Annotated in this window: 13 protein-coding genes and 1 pseudogene; 1 reads left to right on the forward strand and 13 read right to left on the reverse strand. The window is 65.3% G+C overall.

The genetic code is table 11. The features are described from left to right. The 10 genes and pseudogenes from AC1RMY_RS26330 to AC1RMY_RS26375 form a co-directional block, all read right to left on the reverse strand. Window positions 1-266, reverse strand: a pseudogene (locus AC1RMY_RS26330) (hypothetical protein); the annotation flags it as partial. Between the two features lie 408 nt (window positions 267-674). Continuing rightward, entirely contained in the window at window positions 675-1,043 is a 369-nt protein-coding gene (locus tag AC1RMY_RS26335; protein ID WP_492869682.1) for a hypothetical protein, read from the reverse strand. 157 nt (window positions 1,044-1,200) lie between these two features. After that, window positions 1,201-1,902, reverse strand: a complete 702-nt coding sequence (locus AC1RMY_RS26340) for an ABC transporter ATP-binding protein (protein ID WP_492869684.1) — start codon at window positions 1,900-1,902, stop codon at window positions 1,201-1,203. After that, window positions 1,902-2,645 carry an ABC transporter ATP-binding protein gene (locus AC1RMY_RS26345; RefSeq protein ID WP_492869686.1) on the reverse strand — a complete coding sequence of 248 codons (744 nt, stop codon included), beginning with the start codon at window positions 2,643-2,645 and terminating at the stop codon, window positions 1,902-1,904. Before AC1RMY_RS26345 ends, AC1RMY_RS26340 begins: the two co-directional genes overlap by 1 nt. Further along, window positions 2,642-3,631 (reverse strand): branched-chain amino acid ABC transporter permease, encoded by a 990-nt coding sequence (locus AC1RMY_RS26350; RefSeq protein ID WP_492869688.1) that lies wholly within the window; start codon window positions 3,629-3,631, stop codon window positions 2,642-2,644. The genes AC1RMY_RS26345 and AC1RMY_RS26350 overlap by 4 nt, the downstream gene beginning before the upstream one ends. Before the next feature lie 4 nt (window positions 3,632-3,635). Further along, entirely contained in the window at window positions 3,636-4,496 is an 861-nt protein-coding gene (locus AC1RMY_RS26355) for a branched-chain amino acid ABC transporter permease (protein ID WP_492869690.1), read from the reverse strand. A 23-nt stretch (window positions 4,497-4,519) separates the two neighbouring features. Continuing rightward, window positions 4,520-5,728 (reverse strand): ABC transporter substrate-binding protein, encoded by a 1,209-nt coding sequence (locus AC1RMY_RS26360; protein WP_492869692.1) that lies wholly within the window; start codon window positions 5,726-5,728, stop codon window positions 4,520-4,522. A gap of 78 nt (window positions 5,729-5,806) precedes the next feature. Next, window positions 5,807-7,456, reverse strand: a complete 1,650-nt coding sequence (locus AC1RMY_RS26365; protein WP_492869693.1) for a bifunctional 3-(3-hydroxy-phenyl)propionate/3-hydroxycinnamic acid hydroxylase — start codon at window positions 7,454-7,456, stop codon at window positions 5,807-5,809. A 32-nt stretch (window positions 7,457-7,488) separates the two neighbouring features. Continuing rightward, on the reverse strand, window positions 7,489-8,337 hold the full coding sequence (locus tag AC1RMY_RS26370; protein ID WP_492869695.1) for a fumarylacetoacetate hydrolase family protein: 849 nt from the start codon (window positions 8,335-8,337) through the stop codon (window positions 7,489-7,491). 49 nt (window positions 8,338-8,386) lie between these two features. Beyond that, window positions 8,387-9,220, reverse strand: a complete 834-nt coding sequence (locus AC1RMY_RS26375; RefSeq protein ID WP_492869697.1) for a VOC family protein — start codon at window positions 9,218-9,220, stop codon at window positions 8,387-8,389. Window positions 9,221-9,429: 209 nt separating this feature from the next. Here AC1RMY_RS26375 and AC1RMY_RS26380 point away from each other — a divergent pair, with 209 nt between their 5' ends. Continuing rightward, a complete protein-coding gene (locus AC1RMY_RS26380; protein ID WP_492869699.1) occupies window positions 9,430-10,188 on the forward strand; it encodes an IclR family transcriptional regulator in 759 nt (252 codons plus the stop codon). Window positions 10,189-10,462: 274 nt separating this feature from the next. Here AC1RMY_RS26380 and AC1RMY_RS26385 read toward each other — a convergent pair whose 3' ends face one another. The 3 genes from AC1RMY_RS26385 to AC1RMY_RS26395 form a co-directional block, all read right to left on the reverse strand. Further along, window positions 10,463-11,950, reverse strand: coding sequence for a carboxylesterase/lipase family protein (locus AC1RMY_RS26385; protein WP_492869700.1), 1,488 nt, complete (start codon window positions 11,948-11,950; stop codon window positions 10,463-10,465). Between the two features lie 109 nt (window positions 11,951-12,059). Beyond that, on the reverse strand, window positions 12,060-13,625 hold the full coding sequence (locus AC1RMY_RS26390) for an ABC transporter substrate-binding protein (protein WP_492869702.1): 1,566 nt from the start codon (window positions 13,623-13,625) through the stop codon (window positions 12,060-12,062). A 12-nt stretch (window positions 13,626-13,637) separates the two neighbouring features. After that, entirely contained in the window at window positions 13,638-14,825 is a 1,188-nt protein-coding gene (locus AC1RMY_RS26395) for an ROK family protein (RefSeq protein WP_492869703.1), read from the reverse strand. Window positions 14,826-15,288 lie beyond the last annotated feature (463 nt).

Below are 15,288 nucleotides of genomic sequence, written 5' to 3' on the forward strand. Positions count from 1 at the left end.
AAATCTGGCCCCCGCAACCAAATTGACCGAACGCCGATTCTCGGCACCAAAAGCCGCCCTCCAAAGGGCGGCTTTTTGTTGTCGGCACCCGTCGCGATATCGCCGATCAGCTCGATTTCGTAGCCTCCCTCGACTGGGTGGATGAGGACCGTCTCAATCAGCGATCGAAGAATGCCCAGCGCCCCCGTGCGCGTCTCCTCATCCGCCAAGGCCTCGCGCAGGGCTTCGACCTTCCCACGATACAAGCCGGCCAGATTAGGGTGCATCCGAACCGGCGGCTCAGGATCCAAAGGTGGCCTGTGCGGCGAGCGTATCGCGCTCGGCTTCGAGCAGGCCAAGCCGGGTCGCGACACTCGTGGACTTTATGCCTTCCGCGAGCGCGGAGACCAGCCGCCTCGCGGACGCTTAAGCGTCGGGCCAGCTGCAATTCGGGTTGAATTGTCGTCACTGTTTGCCTCCGCAATTTCGCGCGCAGGACAGCTGTGATGCCCCAGCCATTCTCGGGCCGCTGCCCGAGCCAGAAGGCGAGCAAGGGAGCGAACGGAATCGGCGATTTTCGCCCCGTCTCCGCCCTCACAAGCTTGCTTGGAAAGCTTGTCCTGCATGCCGTCCACCGGACGGCAGGGCGGGACAAATCAGCAGCGTAGAGACTCCAACGAAATTTTTCGGGTGGGCTAGGTCTCGACCAATGTGACCCGAACAGCATGCTCTTCGCGAGCGGCCCGTAAAAGGGTGGCATCCGAAACGGCATTCTTGCCCAGCACGTGTTCGCATGCATCGCGGCAGAATGTGATGAAGCGGCCCCTGTATAAGCCGTCAGCCGAAGCGCTCATGGCGATGGGCTCAAAATAGTCTTCGAAAATGTCAGCTAGGCGGCTGACGATGGCGCACACGCGATTATCGGTCTCCGGGCCACCCCCTTGTCTTGGATCGAGCTGCAACTCGCGACGCATCGCCAAGTGATCGCCGAATCCTTGATTGACGATCGTCAGGCGCTCCATGATGTCAGCGAAGCTTAAGTTGAAACCAGCCGCTGAAGCCATGGCCGTTGCGCCAGCGGCTGCTTTGCCCTGGTCGTCGAGTGCGGCATGAGTCCTGACCAGACGGTTGACGAGCTGCGTGTCAGTCAGTGTTGGCGTGGGCGTAGAAGCTCTGTCGGCGCAAGCGGAGCGTGATGCCTCTTCTCAGCAGGCCATGGCGCTAATGCGTGACGGCCAGCATGTCCTCGACTTCATGCCAGCGCGTGAGCAGGTCGGCCCGTGCGCCGCTGGTGCGGATACGACCTCGCTCCAGCACAACGGCGGCGTCGGCGATCTCCAGGGCCAGCTTGGCGTGCTGCTCCACCACGATCATCGCCATGTTCTGCTCGCGGAGTCGGACAAGAACCGCCAGCAGCATATCGACGATGACCGGTGCGAGACCTTCGAACGGCTCGTCCAGAAGCAGGCAGGTGGGCGAGCTCATCAACGCGCGGCCGATGGCGAGCATCTGCTGTTCGCCACCCGACAATTGCCCGCCGCCATTGCGCCGACGCTCCGCCAGCCGCGGAAACAGCTCGTACACGGCATCGACCGTCCAGTCGCCGCCCAGGTCGGCGACGCGCAGATTCTCGTCGACCGTGAGCGTGGCAAAGATCTGGCGCTCCTGGGGAACGAAACCGAGCCCCTCGCGGCAGCGCCGGCTTGCCGGATCGCCCGTGATGGCACGTCCCCCCAGCCTGATCGCACCGGCCTGCAGTCGCAGGCGCCCGGCGATGGCCCTCATCAGCGTGGTCTTGCCGGCGCCGTTTCGGCCGAGCAAGGCGAGCCCGCTGCCGGCGGGCACCACGAAGCTGACACCCTCGACGATTTGGGTCGGACCGTAGCCGGTGGCAACGTCGACGAGTTCCAGGATGGGCTCCATCAGGCGCGTTCCCCGAGATAGGCCGCCCGCACGCGGGGATTGGTGCGGATCGCGTCGGGCGCACCGCGGGCGATCACGGCTCCCTCCGCCAGCACAGTGATCTCCCGGGCGAAGCGGAAAACCAGCGGCATGTCATGTTCGACCAGCAGGACGGCGACGTCTGCGGGCAATTCGTCCAGAACGTCGAGGATCATCGAATGGTCCCCCGCCGGCAGGCCTGCAGCCGGTTCGTCGAGCAGAAGCACGCTGGGTTTCAGCGCCATGGCGACGGCGAGTTCGACGAGGCGCTGCTGCCCATAAGCTAGCGCGCTGACGGGTACGGCGGCGACATGGCCGAGCCGCATCCGCACGCCGATCGTCTGCGCCTCGTCGATGACATGGCTCTTGAAACCTCGGCGGCTGCGCAGGGAAAGCCCGTCGCCCTCCCGCTCGGCAACGGCGAGCGCGATATTCTCCAGCGCCGTGAAGGACGTGAACAGGTTGGTGACCTGGAAGTTGCGCACGAGGCCAAGACGCGTCCGGCTGTGGCTGGCCAGGCCGGTGACGTCGCGCCCGTCGAGAACGATCTGCCCCTCGACCGGTTTGAGCCGTCCGGTGACGAGATTGATCAACGTGGTTTTGCCCGCGCCATTGGGGCCGATCAGCGCATGACGACCGCCGCGCTCGACGGACAGCGAAACGTCGTTCGTGACCGTCAGGCCGCCGAAACGCATGGTCAGATTGCGGAGTGCGAGCGCCGTCATCGCCCAGTCCTCGCGGCGATGCGCTCGAACAGGCGCACTAGCCCTCCCGGCGCGAACAAGACCAGGGACATGATGATGAGGCCAAGCCAGAGCTGCCAGAGAACGGGACTGTCCTTGGCGAGATAATCCTGGGCGACGAGATAGACCACGGGCCCGATCAGCGCGCCGTAGAGCCGGCCCGAGCCGCCCAGGGCAAGCATTACGAGAATGCCGGCCGAGAGTTCGAAGCCGATGTCCTTCAGTCCGACAAACTGGTTGATCTCCGCTTGGAGGGCTCCGGCGAGACCGGCAAGGCCGCAGGAAAGCGAGAACACGAGCACGAGTCTCGGCAGGACGGGGACGCCGATCGCTGCGGCGCGGTCGGAATTGTCGCGGATCGCCATGATCGACTGGCCAAAGGGTGAATGGATCAGCCAGCGCACTGCCAGCCAGACCAGCAGAAAGACCAAGGCTGCATAGAAATAGGCGGTGCGCCCCATCAGATCGAACTCGAAGATGCCGAGGAGCGGCCAGGTGGAAACGCCCAGCAGGCCGTCGACGCCGCCTGTCAGCCCGGTCGCCTTGTTGGCGATCTCCGCCAGCAGGAACACGGTGCAGAGCGTCAGCATGAGCAGGGTGAAACGGGCCGTCCGCAGGACGATCGCACCGATCGTCGCCCCGGCGAGCGCGGCTGAGGCCGCGCCGATCGCGAGCCCGGTCAGCGGCTCGCCCCAGCCTCGCTGCGAGGCGATGCCCGCCGCGTAGGCCCCGATCCCGAAAAAGGCGGCATGGCCGAGCGTGACGATGCCAGCATAACCGACGAGGAGGTCGAGCGAGATCGCGAAGATGACGGCGATCAGGATCTGCGAGCCCAGCGCGTAGTAATCGCTGCCGAGGAGCGGCACGACGGCCAAAGCGAGAACAGGGATCGTCTCGGCGGCCTTGAACCGATGCTTGCGCGCCAATATGTCGGCGAAGGCCTGTGGAGGCGGCATTGCTGCGTTCATCGGCTCACACCCGTCCAAACAGGCCGCGCGGCCGCAGCAGCAGCAGCAGAAACACACCGAGATAGAGGATGATCGTGCCAAAGGCCGGTACGAAGTACGCCGACAATGTCTGCACGAGCCCGACCAGGAGAGCCGCGATGAAGGAGCCGCGCAACGTGCCGAGCCCCGCTACTGCGACGACGATCTGCATGTAAACCAGCACGTCGAAACCATAGGCCGGGTTGAGCCCGAACACGTCGGAACCGAGGATGCCGCCGAGCGCGCCGAGCGCACCGCCGAAGGCGAAGGTCGCGGTGAAGATCGTCGATGTCCGCAGGCCGATCGATTCCGCCATGCCGCGGTTCTCGACCGCCGCCCTGATCATCGCGCCGAAGCGGGTCCGTTCCAGCGCCAGGAGAATGCCAACCGCCGTCAGCGCGCCGATGCCGATGACCACGACCTTATAGGCGTAGAAGCCGAAGTTGCCGATCTGTATGTTCTGCGTCAGCGCCGGCGGCAGCGCCATCGGCAGCATCAGCGGCCCAAACAGCAACCGCGCCAGGGCGCCGGCGACGAAGATCAACCCGATGCTGAACAGCACCTGGTCGAGTTCGGTGCGGGCGTAGAGCCGTGCATAGAGGAGCCGTTCCATCACGGCCGCCAGCACGGCAACGACGAGCGGACCGAGGATCAGCATCGCTCCCCAGTGCACGCCGTAGCTCCGGATCGCCACGGCGGCGAGGTATCCCCCCGCCATGGCGAAGACGCCATGAGCGAGGTTGACGAAGCCCATGAGCCCCAGCGTCACCGACAGGCCGACGGAGATGAGATAGAGGACGCTGGCATAAGCGAGCGCCTGAAAGGCGATGTCGACGGCGAGCCCCATGGCGATCTCCCGAAATGACGCCGTTAAACGGGATTCATGCGCTTCCAGGGATCGCTCACGCTGGGAAGCGTGACGAATTCGACATTGCCGAGCTCGCCGCCGATCTCCTTGACCTCGCGGATATAGATGTTCTGGACGATGTCGCGCGTCGTCGGATCGATGCTGATCGGCCCGCGCGGGCTCTCGCTGCGGAAGCTGCTCAACGTCGTCATCGCGGCGGCGGCATCGGCCTTGCCGGCGGTCGCGGCGATCGCAGCGCAAATCACGGCCAAGCCGTCATAGGCGCCGACCGCCATGTAGTTCGGCCGCACCGTCTGGAAGCCATAGGCTTGCCTCCAGGCCTCCACGAAGGCGCGATTGGCCGGGCGGTCGCCGACGAGGCTGTACTGGCCAGCGGTAATCACGCCGAGCGCGCTCTTGCCGATGTTGGGCAGTTCCTCCTCGCTTGTCAGGTCGCCGGGCCCAATCAGCTGAATTCCGGCTTCACGCAAGCCCGACTCGGCGTAGGCTTTCATGAAGCTCGAGGCCTGCACGCCGCCCGGGTGAAAGGCGAAGATCACATCGGGTTTTGCTTCCTTGGCGCGCAGCAGGAACGGTACGAAATTGGGGCTCTGGATCGGCATGCGGACCGCATCGACGATCTCGCCCCCTTTGCCGGTAAAGCCCTTGGTGAACGCGGCTTCAGCATCATGGCCCGGCGCGAAATCGGTGACGAGCACGTAAGCGCGCTTGTAGCCTTTGCCCGCCGCCCACTGCCCGAGCGGCAGGTTGATCTGCCAATGGGTGAAGGCGGTGCGAACGAACCAGTTCGACAGCCGCGTGGTGTTGGCGCCGGAGGCATTGAACAGAATGCAGGGCGTCTTGGCCTGATTCAGCAGCGGGCCGACCGCGTTGGCATTTGGCGTCCACTGGAACCCGCCGAGATACTGCACCTTTTCGCGCGTAACGAGTTCCTGGACGAGACGCTTGGCCGCATCCGGATTGGCGCCGCCATCGTCGCGGATCACCAGCTCGACTGGTTGGTTGCCCAGAACCTTCCGGCCCTCGGTGGCGAGGTACAGCTTCGCGGCATTGGCCATGATCTCGCCGCTCGAGGCGAAGGGGCCCGACATGGTCAGGATCAGCCCCACCTTCACCGGTTCGGCAGCCAACCCTCGCGAGACATAGGCCATCGCCGGTGCAGCCGAGAGCAGCTTGAGCGCCGTGCGGCGGGAATAGCGGATCGAGTTCATGGTTTTTCCTCCCTCGTCGTTGCGATACCGCCCGGGATCGTTGCCGAGGCGGATGGGTCTTGTCGGCGTGAGCGGGTGTCAGGCAGCCCTTTCCGTGCTCGTCTGTTGGAGACCGGGGCTCGGCACGGCAGCGTCACGCAACGTTGCCGCGAGCAGGCGCTCGACCTCCTTTGCGGCCGGCCCGGCATCGCCGAGCGGGATCGCGGCGGCGACGTAGTGATCCGGGCGCAGCAAGAGCGCACAGTCCGGATGCGACTCCATTGCGGTCCGCAAGGCCTCGTCGGTCTCGACGACGATGTCGACGCCCGCATCAGCGGCCGGTTGAGAACCGGCCGGCATGACGGCGATCCGCGCGGCGCCGAGCCTGTCCCAGATCGGCTGGAGCAGTCGGGGCAGATCCTTCTCGGGCGCCGAGGACCGCCAGACCAGTGTGAAGCGATTGCCGAGGACTTCGTCGAGGAGCACGACGCGCCCATCGCCGGTACGGACACGCGGCTGCGGAAGCAGGCGCCCGACCAGCGATCGTCGCGCGTCGCCCGATGGGATCAGGAAGCCGGAGTGGAAACGTGGCGGCGGCTTGTACTTCATCTGTGCGATGTAATCGCGCGCCGGTGGCCACACATTGAGCGCCAGGAAAGCGGCCTGGGTCAAAAAACCATGCAGGCGGCTTTTCGGCGACATCACCCGGCCCATGCGCAGCGCAAGCTGAATCATCTGCCATGTGTGGTCCTTGCGCTCTTGCTCATAGGTATCGAGCAACCCGGCTCCAACCCGGCCGGTCAGAACCGCAGCAAGTTTCCAGGAGAGGTTGTGCGCGTCGCGGATGCCGCTGTTCATGCCTTGCCCGGCGAAGGGCGGGGTCAGATGCGCGGCATCGCCGGCAAGGAAGACCCGGCCGAACGACCAGCGCGGCGCCACCCGCGCATGAAAGCGATAGACGACTTTGCGGCGCAGCGTGGCGTCGGGATCAGCGCCGTGATCGCGCAGCAGGCGCTCGACCATGGCGGGAGCGAGCAGATCCGCATCGGTCTCGCCCTTGACGAGCTTGAATTCGAACCGCCGGGTGTCGTTGGGGCCCGGCAGGGTGATGCAGGGCCGCCGGCTGTCGCAAAACACCTCGGTATGCTTGATGCGGTTGCGGTTGTTCTCGAGATCGATGATCAGCCAGCGTTCCTCGAATGTCGTGCCGGCGAGCTGCACGCCCTGCTGCTCCCGCACCGTGCTGCCGGCGCCGTCGCAGCCGACCAGATAATCGCAGGTCACCACCCGCGCGGCGCCCGCCGGCCCGGTGAGGTGCAGGCGCACCAGCGCCTCCTCGACCTCGTAGCGGTCTAGCCGCCAGCCGAACGCGGTCGCCACGCCTGGAAAGCGTCCGAGCGCATCGCGCAATTGCCCTTCGAGCACGGGCTGGCGAAAGGCGTTGCGGCGGGGGAAGCCATAGGGCTCGCCGGTCGGCTCCACGCGGGCGAAGCGGATGCGGCGTGGCGAATAATAATGCGAGCCATAACCGGGAACGATGTCGCGCAGAACCGTGTCCACGACGCCCGCCGCCTGCATGGTGCGCAAGGATTCATCGTCGATCGACACGGCCCGCGGCTCTTGGACCGTCGTCGCTTTGCGCTCGACGAGAAGCGTCGCGATGCCGAAACCGCCGAGCAGATTGGCCAGCGTCAGGCCGACGGGCCCGGCGCCGACCACGGCGACGGGAACATGTGTCGCTTCGTCCATGTCCCGCTCGTGAACCATCACCGTGTCGCCCCTCACTGCTCGTCGGCGATGCCGTTGCGGAGCGTGCCGACGCGGTCGATCTCGACCTCGACGACATCACCGGGACGCATCCAGAGCGGCGGATTGCGCTTTGCACCGACGCCGCCGGGGGTGCCTGTCGCGATCACGTCGCCGGGCTCCAGCCGGGTGAAACTCGAGCAGTATTCAATCTGGCGCGGGATATCGAAGATCATGTCGTCGATCGTCGCTTCCTGAACCACGGCGCCATTGAGCCGTGTCTGCAGCCGAAGTCCCGACAACTCGCCGACCTCGTCAGGCGTGACCATCCAGGGCCCGAAGGCGCCGGTGCCCGGAAAGTTCTTGCCCGGCGTGAACTGATGGGTGTGGCGCTGGAAATCGCGGATGCTGCCGTCGTTGTAGCAGGCATAGCCGGCGACATGGGAGAAGGCGTCGGCTCTGGTGATGTAACGGCCGGGTTTGCCGATGATGATCGCAAGCTCCCCCTCGAAGTCGAGATCCTGCGAAACCCGGGGACGGACGATGTCGGCAAGGTGCCCGGTCTGGCTGTTGGCGAAGCGTGCGAAGACGGTCGGATTCTCGACCTCCGTCCGTCCCGTCTCCTTCCGGTGCATCTCGTAATTGAGACCGATGCAGAGGATCTTGTCGGGGTTTGGGATGACCGGCAGCCATTCGATCTCGGCCAGCGGATAGGATTTCGCCTGCCCCGCCAGCCCCGCCAGATCGGCGAGGACCCCGTTGGCGATCGCGCTCCTCAGGTCGGGCAGTCGCCCAGCCAGCAAGGCTCCGAGATCGCGGAGGCCGTCCTGCTCGACGAGACCCCAGCTTTGCCGGCGTTCAATCCGAACGGATGCGAGTTTCATGTGGTTCTCCAGACAAGGCCTGTTCCGGCCGATAACAAGCGATGCCGGATCAATCGCGGTGGATCGCCTTGCCCCACTTATTGAGCGTGTAGTCCTCGGCCGGCCATGTCTGGCTCGGCCGGTCGTAGATCACCTCCAGTTCGGCGCTGATCTCGATCCAGTTTCCGTCGGGATCCTCGACGAAGATGAAGAGGTTGTTGCCCGGGCCGTGGCGCCCCGGCCCCCACACGATCGGAATGCGCCGGTCACCCATGCGGTCGCACCAGTCCTTGATGACGCCCCAATCCCCGGCCTCGAAGCTGAAATGGTCGATGCCGTTCCGGCCACGGCGGAAGCAGGCCAGCGTGTGGTGCTCGTGGTTCGACCGGGTCCAGACGGCGAGGGTGCGGCCGTCATCGGCGCGGGCGTAGTCGCTCGTCAGGAAACCGAGCTTCTCGACATAGAAGCGCTCGATGGCATCGGGGTCGCGTGACGCCAGCGTCAGATGCTGCAGCGGCCCGCGCAGCCCGCTGCGCGCCAACTCCCGCTCGGCCAGGCCAAAGACGATCGGGTTCCCATCGGGGTCGCGGACAGCGAAGGCTTCAGGTCCGAACAGGGGACTTGGCGAAGCCGCTATCTCCAGCCCGGCGCGCGCGGCCCGCGTCCGAATGGCGTCCAGCCCCTCCCGGTCCCGCGTGGCAAAGGCGGCAAAGCCGAGCGTCTTGTCCTGGCCCTGCGAGATCAGCATGCGCCGTAGCGGCCCCTCGCAGATCCAGAGGCCCGGACCCTGCTGCCGCGACTGCATGTTCATCGCATCGGCGTAAAACGCGGCGAGACGAGAGGGATCGCGGCTTTCGATCTGCATGTGATGCAGGTACGCGCCAGCACAAACGGCCGTCGACATGAGCGTGTCTCCCAAGGCATCGGCGCTTCACGTCGCCATTGACGACACAATTCCTACAATAAGCGACTTATGTCAATCAAAAAATACAAAAATATCATAATATGGGAATTTTGTATAAATAATTGGGCGGCCCCCGCATCATCGAGATGCTAGAGTACCGGCCGTTCGACGATTCGACGGTCGGACACCGAGGGGGAAATGCCGCGACCATGGCCGGGCAGGAACGAACGATCTCAGTTCTCAAACTGTTCACGCTGGAGACGCCCGACAGAACCGTGGAAGACGTCGCCAACGCGCTCGGCGTCTCGGTCAGCAGCGCCTACCGCTATGTCGCCGCCCTGTCGGAGGCTGGCTTCCTGACCACGATGAGCAGTGGACGCTATGTGCTGGGTCCGGCGGTCATCCAGCTCGATCGGCAGATTCAGCTGACCGATCCCCTCCTCGTGGCCGCACGCCCCATCATGGACGAGCTGGCGCGTTTCGCGCCTGCCGACAGCGCGGTCCTCCTGTGCCGGCTGTTTCGAGATACGGTGCTGTGCGTCCACCGGGTGCTGGCGGCAAGCACGGGCGAGCAGGTCAGCTACGAGCGCGGCCGGCCGATGCCGCTGTTTCGCGGCGCGACATCGAAAGTCATCATGGCCTCGCTCGGGCCGCGCGACCTTCTTCGCTTCTACAAATCGCACCAGGCCGAGATCGCGGCGGTCGGCCTTGGCGAGTCATCACCAACGTTCCGAGCCAACATGACGAAGATCCGGAAGGCCGGCCACCTCATCACGCACGCGGAGATCGATCCCGGACTGATCGGCATCGCGGCGCCAATTCTCGACGACGCCAACCGTGCGATGGCGAGCCTCAGCTATGTGATCAGGGACAAGGAGGCTGGCGCCACAGCGAGGCTGGCTGCGCTCGTCATGGCGAGTGCGCGCGAGATTGAGCAAAGCCTGCGGGACGGCGGAAGAAGAGCTTAAGTGAGACAAGGGAAGGTTGCTTCCCGCATCCGAGCTGAGAGCCGGCTCGGTAAATATGGGCAGCCGGCGTAGGTGGATTTTCGGCCTGAACGCGGCATGATTGCCGTGAACAGGAGCGGATTGACGAGACGCGTTCGCCAGAACCACAACCCGGCTTTCAAGGCGAAGGTCGCATTGGATGTGAGCTTCGAGGCAGCCTCGCGCCATCAACGGAAGTTGGGACCTTGCCTGAAAGCTGACGTTCCGGATTTGACGGAGCAGGAAGGACCGGCCGCTAACGATGGAACAGGCCATCGAAGATGCGGCGTATGTCCTCTGACGGGTCCATCTGCAGCTCTGCGCCGCCCATGCCGAAAACCTGCGTCGCTCGCCGCTCGGCACCGTAAGGCGTCCAGGGAACGGTTCCGGTCCGGACGAAGGTCGTAACGGCCTCGTGCATGCTGCTGCCGCCGAGAGCCGTTGGCGTGCCGTACGGTCCCGGCTGGTTCCAGATGAGACCCAGATCGGCGACATGAGGCGCGAGGCCGGCGAAGGGTCCAGCGGCAAGCGGCCGGTCGTTGCGGTACACCCAAGTCGGCCGTCCCGCCGCGGCATGAGCCTCGGCCAGTCGGATCGAGGGCAATTCGTATTCCTCCGCCGTCAGCAACCGCAGGCGGCGGGTGTTTGCGGGAACGTCAGGCCATGCGCGTAAGGCACGCGCTTCGGCTTCCACCATGAGGTTCGGCGGGAGATGCGTCAGCTGTCGAGCGTCCCAGGCCTGCGGCGCATTCCCGCTTCCGTGCTGCGGCCCGCCGAAGAAGGCAGCAACCTCGTCACGCGCGGTTCCGATCAGGAGCGGTACCGGCTGACGGGGCAGCAGTCGCTGCGGCGTCTCGGTCAGGAATGCGCCATCCAGAACGGCCCGAAACGGCTGCCGCCGCGCCTCTTCGCCACTCAGCCGCATCTGCAGGGCGATGAGGTCGGCGACCGGCATCGTCCGGAGATGCTGCGCATCACCGCCGGCGAGCGCCAGAGCGCGCCCGGCGACTGCGTCCGCACCATCGAGGCCCTGGACTGTGTCGCCGCCGCCGGAACTCGAAAACGCCGCATGGAACAGGCCTGCAGCGGATGGTGCGGCCAGAAGCGCGGCGACGTTCTTGGCCCCGGCCGACTCGCCGCCGATGGTGACCCGGCCGGGGTCGCCGCCAAAGGCCGCAATCGCCTGCCGAACCCAGCAGAGCGCCGCGACGATGTCGCGCAGCGCATTGTTGCCGCTGCCGCGGAAACTCTCGTCGAAGATGCGCCCGCCCTCGAGAAAACCGAGCAGGCCGAGCCGATGGCCGACGGTGACGCATGTGATGCCGGCACGGGCAAAGGCAGCGCCGTTATAGACCGGCCGGCTGGTGCCGCCGACGATCTGGCTGCCGCCATGCAGCCAGACGAGCACCGGATGGGGGCCGGCCGCTGCTGGCGTCCAGATGTTGAGGTGAAGACAGTCCTCGCTCGCCGAAACGGGCGGCATCGCATCGGGATCACCGGGATAGAAGCCCGGATCGATCGGTTGCGGCGCGACCGGCGCAAAGGCCATCGCGTCGCGCGTCCCGCCCCAGGGCGGAAGCGGCTGTGGCGGCCGGAAACGCAGCGCGCCGACCGGCGCGCGGGCGTAGGGAACGCCCTTGAAACACAGGGTCTCGCCCGAGCGCACGCCACGCAGCCGCCCAAAAGGCGTTTCGACGATGACGCACTCATCGGGCACCGCAGTTCGGGACGCATCGTGCAGCATCAGGCACGGTCTCGACGAGGGCGGGGCCGGCGCCGGCCAGAGCGCCCGCGATCGCAGGTGCGACCGCGGGCAGAGGCGGGAAGCGATGGCAGGCGAAGCCGTCGTGCACTCACTGGCGGGTAATGTTCCAGTAGACGGGCGCCGGGGGGGTGAGCAGGCCGGTCAGGTTCGATCGATGCGCGCGGATCTGGTACTGCACGCCGATCGGCACATAGGGAACCGTCTCCGCTGCGCGAGCCTGGATTTTCGCCGCGAGAGCCTTGCGTTGCTCCTTGTCGGAGAGGTCGGAGAAGGTCGCGCGCATGGTCTCGATCTCGGCATCACAGGGCCAGCCAAACCAGGCCTTCTCGCAATTCGAACGTAGGCCGAGATGGCTGACCGGCTCCATCATGTCGAGGCCACCCGGCCCGGAGATGAAGATGGACCAGCCGCCCTTGCCGACTGGTTCCTTGCTGGCACGACGGGCGACGACGGTTGCCCAATCCATCGCCTGCAGATCGGTATTGAAGCCGATATTCTTCAGCAGTTCGTTGGCGACGGTCGTGAAGGCATGGATGTTGGGGTTCTCGGCGGCATCGAGCAGCACCACCGGCGTTCCGTCATAGCCGGCTTCCTTGACGAGAGCCTTGGCCTTGGCGAGGTCGAATTTGGGGAAGCCAGTCTCGGTAAAGTAGGGCGACGAGCAGACATAGAACGAGCGGCACGGTCTGCCGAGGTCCGGATCGTCGATCACTGCCGCGAGGAAATCCGCACCGTCGACGGCGTGCAGTAGGGCCTGTCGCAGCTTCGGATTGTCGAATGGCGGCTGGATCGAATTGATCCGGATCTGCTGCGCCACGCCGATCTCGTCCTGACGCGCGAGCACGATGTCCTTCGACTTCTTGGCGAGCGGAACGAGGTCGCCGGACAGTTCCTCGCTGATGTCGATCTCGCCCTTGAGCAGGGCGTTGAGCGCCGTCTGCTGGTCCGGAATGATCAGCCATTCGACGCGATCGACCCTGGCCACTTTGCCGCCCGAGAAGCCGGCGGGAGCCTCGGCGCGCGGGGCGTAGGTGAGATTCTTGGTGAATACCAATCGGGCGCCGGCCATCCATTCGTCCTTCTTGAAGACGAAGGGTCCGGAGCCGGTGTGGTCGGTAACGGGCTGGTTGGGCGGCGTCGCCGAGGCGATGCGGGCGGGCATGATGAAGGGAACCGGAGCGCCGGGCTTGCCGAGTGCATCGAGCACCATTCCCCAGGGCGAGGTCAGCGTCAGGCGGAAGGTCTTCGCATCCACCGCCTGCCAGGCTGCGCCGCGCTGGTTGAGCTGCTGCCCCAGGCTGTCATTGACGCTCCAGCGCTTCAGCGAGGCGATCACGTCTTCCGACGTCACGGGCTGGCCGTCGCTGAATGTGAGACCGCCCCGCAGGACGAACGTCCAGACCTTGCCGTGCGCCGATGTCTCCCACGTATCGACCATCTGCGGCTTGATCGCCAGCTTGTCATCGACCGCGAACAGCGTGTCGTAGATCATGTAGCCGAAATTGCGGGCCATGGAATCCGAGCCGAGCATCGGATCCAAAATCTTGACGTCTCCGGATGGCTTGACCTTGAGCACGCTGTTGGCCAGGGCAGGCCCGGCGGCGACGAGCATCACACCGCCCAACAGTGCTGCCGCCATTGCTTTGAGATCCATGGTTCCTCCCTTTTATCGTTGGGCTGGGCTGTTTGTGACGATGTCGGCGGCCAGCTCCTCCGCTCGCATCGCGCCACGTTGCAGGTAGGCGTAGATGGCGAGCGCCAATCCGCCCGCCGGTTCCCGCCCCAATTCGGCGTTCGAGAAGGCGAGGTTCACCGCCGACGCTCCGCCGAACAGGCTTGCGTCTATCCCGCCGAGAACCGCGGCATGCGCCTGATCCCCGAGTTCCGCCGGCCAGCCGGCCACAACCACGCGCCGAATCGGCGTCAGGTTGAGCGCATTGCCGAGGGCATGCCCCAATCTGACCAGCCGTGTCGCGAGGTCGCCACGGCTACGCGCCGACAGCTTGAGCCGGCCCGCCTGCCACGCGCCCATCGAAAGCAGATCCTGCTCGCGGATGCCGATGGCCGGCGCGACGGCCACAGTCGAGACGTAGGCCTCGAGGCAGCCCGAATGGCCGCAGCGGCAGCGAGGCCCACGCGGATCGAGCACCATATGGCCGATCTCGCAGGGCGCCACACCGCCGCTTGCTGCGAAATCGTCGATCAGAGCCGCGGCCACGCCATGGCCGACGAAGACGTAGAGATAGGGGCCACCGGCAAGGCTGACGCCCAGCTTCAGCTGGTGGGCGACGGCGCGCGTCATGATCGAATTGGCGGCGAGAAGGGCAACGCCCGGAAGTGCAGTCTGGATGTCTGCGAGGATATTCGCCGGATCAATTGGGATGATCGGATTGACCCGAAGATCCTCGTGATAGCCGGGGATCGAAACCGCGATCTGGCGAAGCTGGATCCCCGTCCGATGAACATAGTCGGTGAGTTGGTGGAGAGCGCGGCGATAGGTAGCCCTGACGGTTTCGAGGTCGGCGTCGTCTGGCAGATCCAGCCAATCGGAGAAACGGATCTCGCCCGTCAGCGATCCGACGCCGACATGCACCCGGCCGCTGGAAAATTCGACCGCGCCGACATAGCGATCTTTGCTGAGTGTCAGAAACACGCTCGGCCCGCCTTGATAAGGCGCCGTGAGCCTCGTCTCGCCGACCAGATTTTCAGCTTTCAGGTCGGCGATGATGCGCGAGATGCTCGCATCCGTAAGGCCGGTTTTGTCTGACAAAGCCGGCCGAAATGAGCCGCCCGTGCACCAGAGATAGCGCAGAACCGCTGACCGCGTCTCCCGCCGGCTTCTTGGTGCTCTCACGTCTCCACCCTTTTATTTTTACTTTATGTAACGATCCTGATCCGAGGCGACAGGTCTGTCAACAAATCCGCCGGGGGCGTCCGCCATCACCCTGTCAGTTCAGAGCAGTTGCCAAAGGCCCGGCAAACAACGGGATGAGACGTCCCTTCCGGGTTGATCATCGGGATCGTTAGCGACCGCCTGTTGAGGCCGGTAGCACCTCGCCCTGGCCGACATTCGCGTCGAGAGGGGTGGGGACGCCTATCCCAGTTTGAGGGCCATGCCTCCCAGCAGGAGGGGCGGGGGCTAGGTCCTGCTCCGCGATGATGACGTCCGCGGAAATGTTCTGCTCAGGACGCGCTGGTCGGTCCCGGTTGCGCCAGGCGCGGACATTGGCTGGTCGCCCGAAAGATGACGTATCGCGGTGGCTGCGCGCGATCTGGGAGCGGGAGTGCGCGGCCCTTCACATACGGTGCCGGAGAGG

This window comes from Allobosea sp. GW822-FHT03F07 (assembly GCF_058801345.1).

What these genes read in the sequence shown, in the direction of transcription:
- AC1RMY_RS26365 (WP_492869693.1), bottom strand. Translation starts at nt 7,456, where the DNA reads ATGGACGAAGCGACACATGTTCCCGTCGCCGTGGTCGGCGCCGGGCCC.
- AC1RMY_RS26385 (WP_492869700.1), bottom strand. Translation starts at nt 11,950, where the DNA reads ATGCTGCACGATGCGTCCCGAACTGCGGTGCCCGATGAGTGCGTCATC.
- AC1RMY_RS26345 (WP_492869686.1), bottom strand. Translation starts at nt 2,645, where the DNA reads ATGACGGCGCTCGCACTCCGCAATCTGACCATGCGTTTCGGCGGCCTG.
- AC1RMY_RS26355 (WP_492869690.1), bottom strand. Translation starts at nt 4,496, where the DNA reads ATGGGGCTCGCCGTCGACATCGCCTTTCAGGCGCTCGCTTATGCCAGC.
- AC1RMY_RS26340 (WP_492869684.1), bottom strand. Translation starts at nt 1,902, where the DNA reads ATGGAGCCCATCCTGGAACTCGTCGACGTTGCCACCGGCTACGGTCCG.
- AC1RMY_RS26360 (WP_492869692.1), bottom strand. Translation starts at nt 5,728, where the DNA reads ATGAACTCGATCCGCTATTCCCGCCGCACGGCGCTCAAGCTGCTCTCG.
- AC1RMY_RS26370 (WP_492869695.1), bottom strand. Translation starts at nt 8,337, where the DNA reads ATGAAACTCGCATCCGTTCGGATTGAACGCCGGCAAAGCTGGGGTCTC.
- AC1RMY_RS26335 (WP_492869682.1), bottom strand. Translation starts at nt 1,043, where the DNA reads ATGGCTTCAGCGGCTGGTTTCAACTTAAGCTTCGCTGACATCATGGAG.
- AC1RMY_RS26380 (WP_492869699.1), top strand. Translation starts at nt 9,430, where the DNA reads ATGGCCGGGCAGGAACGAACGATCTCAGTTCTCAAACTGTTCACGCTG.
- AC1RMY_RS26375 (WP_492869697.1), bottom strand. Translation starts at nt 9,220, where the DNA reads ATGTCGACGGCCGTTTGTGCTGGCGCGTACCTGCATCACATGCAGATC.
- AC1RMY_RS26350 (WP_492869688.1), bottom strand. Translation starts at nt 3,631, where the DNA reads ATGAACGCAGCAATGCCGCCTCCACAGGCCTTCGCCGACATATTGGCG.
- AC1RMY_RS26390 (WP_492869702.1), bottom strand. Translation starts at nt 13,625, where the DNA reads ATGGATCTCAAAGCAATGGCGGCAGCACTGTTGGGCGGTGTGATGCTC.